General features: G+C 69.8%; 5 protein-coding genes. 2 read left to right on the top strand and 3 right to left on the bottom strand.

Annotated elements, in window-relative coordinates; all coding sequences use genetic code 11:
• The coding region (locus PV363_RS16315) for a hypothetical protein (protein ID WP_301022887.1) at positions 1–374 on the top strand (374 nt) is incomplete at its 5' end.
• An 87-nt stretch (positions 375–461) separates the two neighbouring features.
• On the top strand, positions 462–686 hold the full coding sequence (locus PV363_RS16310; RefSeq protein ID WP_220342407.1) for a hypothetical protein: 225 nt from the start codon (positions 462–464) through the stop codon (positions 684–686).
• A 93-nt stretch (positions 687–779) separates the two neighbouring features.
• On the opposite strand, the gene PV363_RS16305 is transcribed toward PV363_RS16310, so the two are convergent.
• From PV363_RS16305 to PV363_RS16295, 3 genes are all read right to left on the bottom strand, one after another.
• Positions 780–1,232: a GNAT family N-acetyltransferase gene (locus tag PV363_RS16305; protein WP_220342408.1), complete on the bottom strand. Its 453-nt coding sequence runs from the start codon at positions 1,230–1,232 to the stop codon at positions 780–782.
• Between the two features lie 37 nt (positions 1,233–1,269).
• The gene (locus PV363_RS16300; protein WP_220342413.1) at positions 1,270–2,256 is read right to left on the bottom strand and encodes a TAXI family TRAP transporter solute-binding subunit; all 987 of its coding nucleotides are present in this window, start codon (positions 2,254–2,256) and stop codon (positions 1,270–1,272) included.
• 8 nt (positions 2,257–2,264) lie between these two features.
• Positions 2,265–4,112: TRAP transporter fused permease subunit (locus tag PV363_RS16295; RefSeq protein WP_301022886.1), on the bottom strand; the 1,848-nt coding region annotated here is incomplete at its 5' end.

Raw genomic sequence — 4,112 nt, 5'->3', positions numbered from 1 at the left:
CGCGCTTCAGCGTCGGCATGCGCGGCGCGTACGACTACAGCGCGATCACGTTCAAGGCGGTCGGGGCCGGCCACACGAAGGCACGCAAGAACGCTGCCGTCGGCTTCGGGATCACCAGCGACTGGAACGACATCAGCCGCGTGCGTCGCCTCAAGCCCGCGTACGGCACCCGTACGGTCTTCTCCGCCTCCGGCCGCAGCCTCCAGCGCTTCGTCGACAGCGACGGGTTCATCACGTTCGGCATCGCCACCTTCGAGGGCGGACGGTACGACGTGAAGTGGCTGCGCGTGACGGCGACGTACCGCACGCTCGTCGACCCGACCGCGCGCGGCGCCCGTGTCGCCGGAGGACCGGCGTCCCAGGCGCGTCGCTGACCCCGCAATCTGCGGCGGACGCCTGTTATCACTACCTTGATGGGCGTCCGCCGACCCCGCGGCGGACCGTCTCCCAGGAGGCCATCCATGGTCCGTTCGTCTCGCAAGACCTCCGTTAGTCAGATCGTCACCGTCCTCGTCGTGGTGTGGCTCGTGATCGGTGCGCTGGCAGCAGCGCAGCGCGGCTACTTCCGCGGCACCGATGCCGACTGCACCAAGGTCAGCACGATCGCCGTCACCATCGTCGCCGGCCCGCTCAACTACGTGGGCGCCAACCCGAAGGTCGACTGCGACATCGAACCCAGCAAGTGAGTCACCCCACCCGGTGAACTCGCGGCGGACCCGGCTCGTGCACGATGCGAGCCGGGTCCGTCGTCGTTCAGCGGCGCAGTACGGCGGATCGATTCATCGCTTCGAGTAGCCGACCTCGACCGGGTGCGGGGGCCACTCGCTGATCGACCGCCGCCCGTCCTCGACCCAGCCACGCCGCGCATAGAACCGGCGGGCGCGGGTGTTCTCCTCCAGCACCCAGAGCCGGATCGGTTGAGCGCCGCGGCGCCGCAGCACCTCGTCGTGCAGGCGGCCGGCGAGGCCGCTCCCCCACCGTTCCGGCACCACGCCGAGGTGCCGGAGCACCTGGTCGTCGTACGTCGCGAACCCGAGGATGCGGCCGCCGGAGTCGTCCACGACGAGCGTCGTCACGCCCGGATCAGCCAGCTCGGCAACCCATCGCCGCCGGATCCCGTCGCGCGGCCACGGCAGGTCGCCGAACACGTGGGCCAGCCCCGTGCCGTACGCCGCCTCCTCACAGTCGGTCAGCGCATCGGCGTCCTCAGGTCCTGCCTCGCGGAGCTGCACGTGCCCAGTCTGGCGCAGCCCCGCGAGGAGGATTGTCCTACTTCAGGTCGTCGATGGCCCGCTGCGAGCCGGGGTGGAGGGGGATCGGATCGGAGTCCTCCGCGTCCTCGATCTTGATGTCCTTCGCCGCCGGGTGCACCGCCGTGAGCGCGTCGGTCTCCTCGAAGACGAGGGTCGTCAACGCGCACGCGACGTTGTCGGGCATGTCGTCGCGGACGAGCAGGACGTTGGGGACGGCGACGGTCGGCACGTCGGCGTCCAGCTTGTAGGTGTCGGCGGGGATCGTCGACTCCTCGTAGACCGGGTTGATCTCCTGGAGCGCCTCGAGCTGCGGCGTGATGTCGATGAACTCGACGTCGTCGCCCATCGAGGTGAAGAGGTCGGTGATCGCCGGCGTCGGAAGACCCCCGGACCAGACCAGTCCGTCGATCGAGCCGTCCTTCATCCCGTCCACGGTCTTGGTCAGGTCCAGACGCTGCGCCGAGACGTCGCTCTGCTGGAGCCCTGCGGTCTCGATCAGGCGCTGGGCGATGACCTCGGTCCCCGACTTCGGTGAGCCGGTCGAGATGCGCTTGCCCTTGAAGTCCTCGATCCCGTCGATGCCGGCGTCCTTGCGGACCACGACCTGGGTGTAGTTGGGATAGATGCGCCCGATGGAGGCGACGTCCTGCTTCTCCGTGAACGAGCCGTTGCCCTCGACCGCGTCGGCGGCGGTGTCGGCGAGGGAGAACGCGAGGTCGTAGTCGCCGGCGACGAGCTGCTGCACGTTCTGGACCGACGCGCCCGTCTCGGCCGCGGTGGCCTGCAGATCGGTCTCGTCGTTGATGATCTGCGCCAGACCGCCACCGACCACGTAGTAGACGCCGGTCGAGTTGCCGGTGGCGATGCCGATCCGGCCCGAGCCGGCGTCGCAGCTCTCGGAGTCGCTGTCGGACTGGGTGTTCTCCTGCTGGCCGCCGCAGGCCGCCAGGGCGAGCGATGCGGTGAGCGCGCTCGTGGCGAGGAGGGTACGGGTATGTCGCATGTCGTGGTTCACTCCTGGGTGATGGGTGTGGTGGTCGTGGTCGGATGGTTCCCCCGGCGGCCGACCACGTGCAGGGCCACGGCAGCGGTGAGCAGCGCGAGACCCACGGCGATCGACACCGGGACGAGATAGAGGAGCAGCAGGGCGGCCGGGACGCAGAGCAGCCGCTCGACGCGACGGGTCGGACCGAACATCCAGCCCGACGTCGCCACCGCGAGCGCCGCCACCGCGAGACCGACCACGACGGTGGCCCAGACGACGTCGAGGAACGGCGCGCGGCCGAGAAGGGCAGCGCCGTTGTCGGTCATGATGAACGCCATCGGCGCGAGGAAGGCCGGCAACGTGTACTTGCAGGCCTGCCACATCGTCGCGATCACCTTGCCACCGGTGATCGCCGCGGACGCGACGGCCGCCAGGGCGGTCGGCGGCGACACCTCCGAGAGGACCGCGTAGTAGAAGATGAACATCGCGACCTCGGGGCCTTCGGCTCCGAGGCTGATCAGGGCAGGACCGATGATGATCCAGCTCAGGATGAAGGACGCGGTCACCGGCACGGCGAGCCCGAGGACGATGATCGCGACGGCGGAGAACAGCGCGCTGAGGACGATGAGCGACGCCTGGTTGGGAGCCAGCACGTCGGCAGCGTCCACGAGCAGGTCCGACAGCACCTGGCCCAGCCCGGTCTTCGCGATGGTCGACGTGATGACGCCGGCAGCCGCGCACACGGCGATCACCGGGACCGCGGCGCGGATGCCGGTCGCGAGCGCCGCGAACAGGCGGATCGCGTAGTCGCGCACAGAGTCGCCCAGCGGGAGCTTCTCGGCCGTCCGGGGATCCTGCTCGAGGTCGGTGACGAACGCGCGACGCGACAGCACCGCCTCGAGCAGCCCGAAGAACGCCGCCACCGCGGTCGCGTACACGACGGCCTTGAACGGCGGCACACCCATCGCGAGGAACAGCACGATCACGCCGAGGCTGACGAAGTGGTAGCCGAAGCGCCCGAGCAGCGCCCACGGGCTGTTGACGCGGGCCTCCACGCGCCGCGCGCCGAAGCGCCGGGCGTCGATCTCGACCGCCAGGAAGATGCCGAGGTAGTAGAGGAGCGTCGGGACCAGCGCCCAGCCGAGCACCTGGAGGTAGGAGACACCGAGGTACTCCGCGATGATGAACGCCGCCGCACCCAGCGTGGGCGGTGACAGGATCGCGCCGATCCCGGACGCGGCGAGCATGCCGCCCGCGGCCTCGCGGGGATAGCCGGCGCGCTTGAGGATCGGCCACGCGAACGAGCCGAGGGTGACCGCAGTCGCCGTCCCCGAACCGGAGACGGTGCCGAGCAGGAAGCCGGAGGTCGCGACCGTACGACCGGGCGCCGTGCCCGACTTCTTGAACAGAGAGAAGCTGAACTCGACGAAGAACCGGCCGGCGCCCATCCGGTCGAGCACCGCTCCGTAGATCGTGAAGAGCACGATGTAGGTCGCAGCGACGTCGAGCGGCACGCCGAAGAAGCCGCTGGCCTCGTTGAAGAGAGCGTTGATGATCTGGTCGATGTCCTGGCCCCGGTGCGAGATCACCCAGTCGATCGGCAGGAAGCCGCCGTAGTAGGCGTAGGCGAGGAACACCGCACACACGACCGGCAGCACCCAGCCGGTCGTACGGCGCGTCGCCTCGAGGATGAGGAGCAGCAGGACGAGCCCCGCGAGGATGTCGAGGGGGTCGAGCGCACCCTGACGGTCGAGGAACGCCGTGAACCCACCGCCACCGGCGCTCGACTCAGGGAGGGGCAGCACCGGGTAGAGCCCGACGACCAGCGCGGCTCCCGCGAGGACCCAGTCCACCGGCCCGGGATCGTCCCGGCC

The organism is Mumia sp. (genome assembly GCF_028803055.1).
Classification (GTDB): Bacteria; Actinomycetota; Actinomycetes; order Propionibacteriales; family Nocardioidaceae; genus Mumia.
The sequence above is the reverse complement of the archived record's forward strand: the minus strand, read 5'-3'. Positions and strand labels throughout refer to the sequence as shown.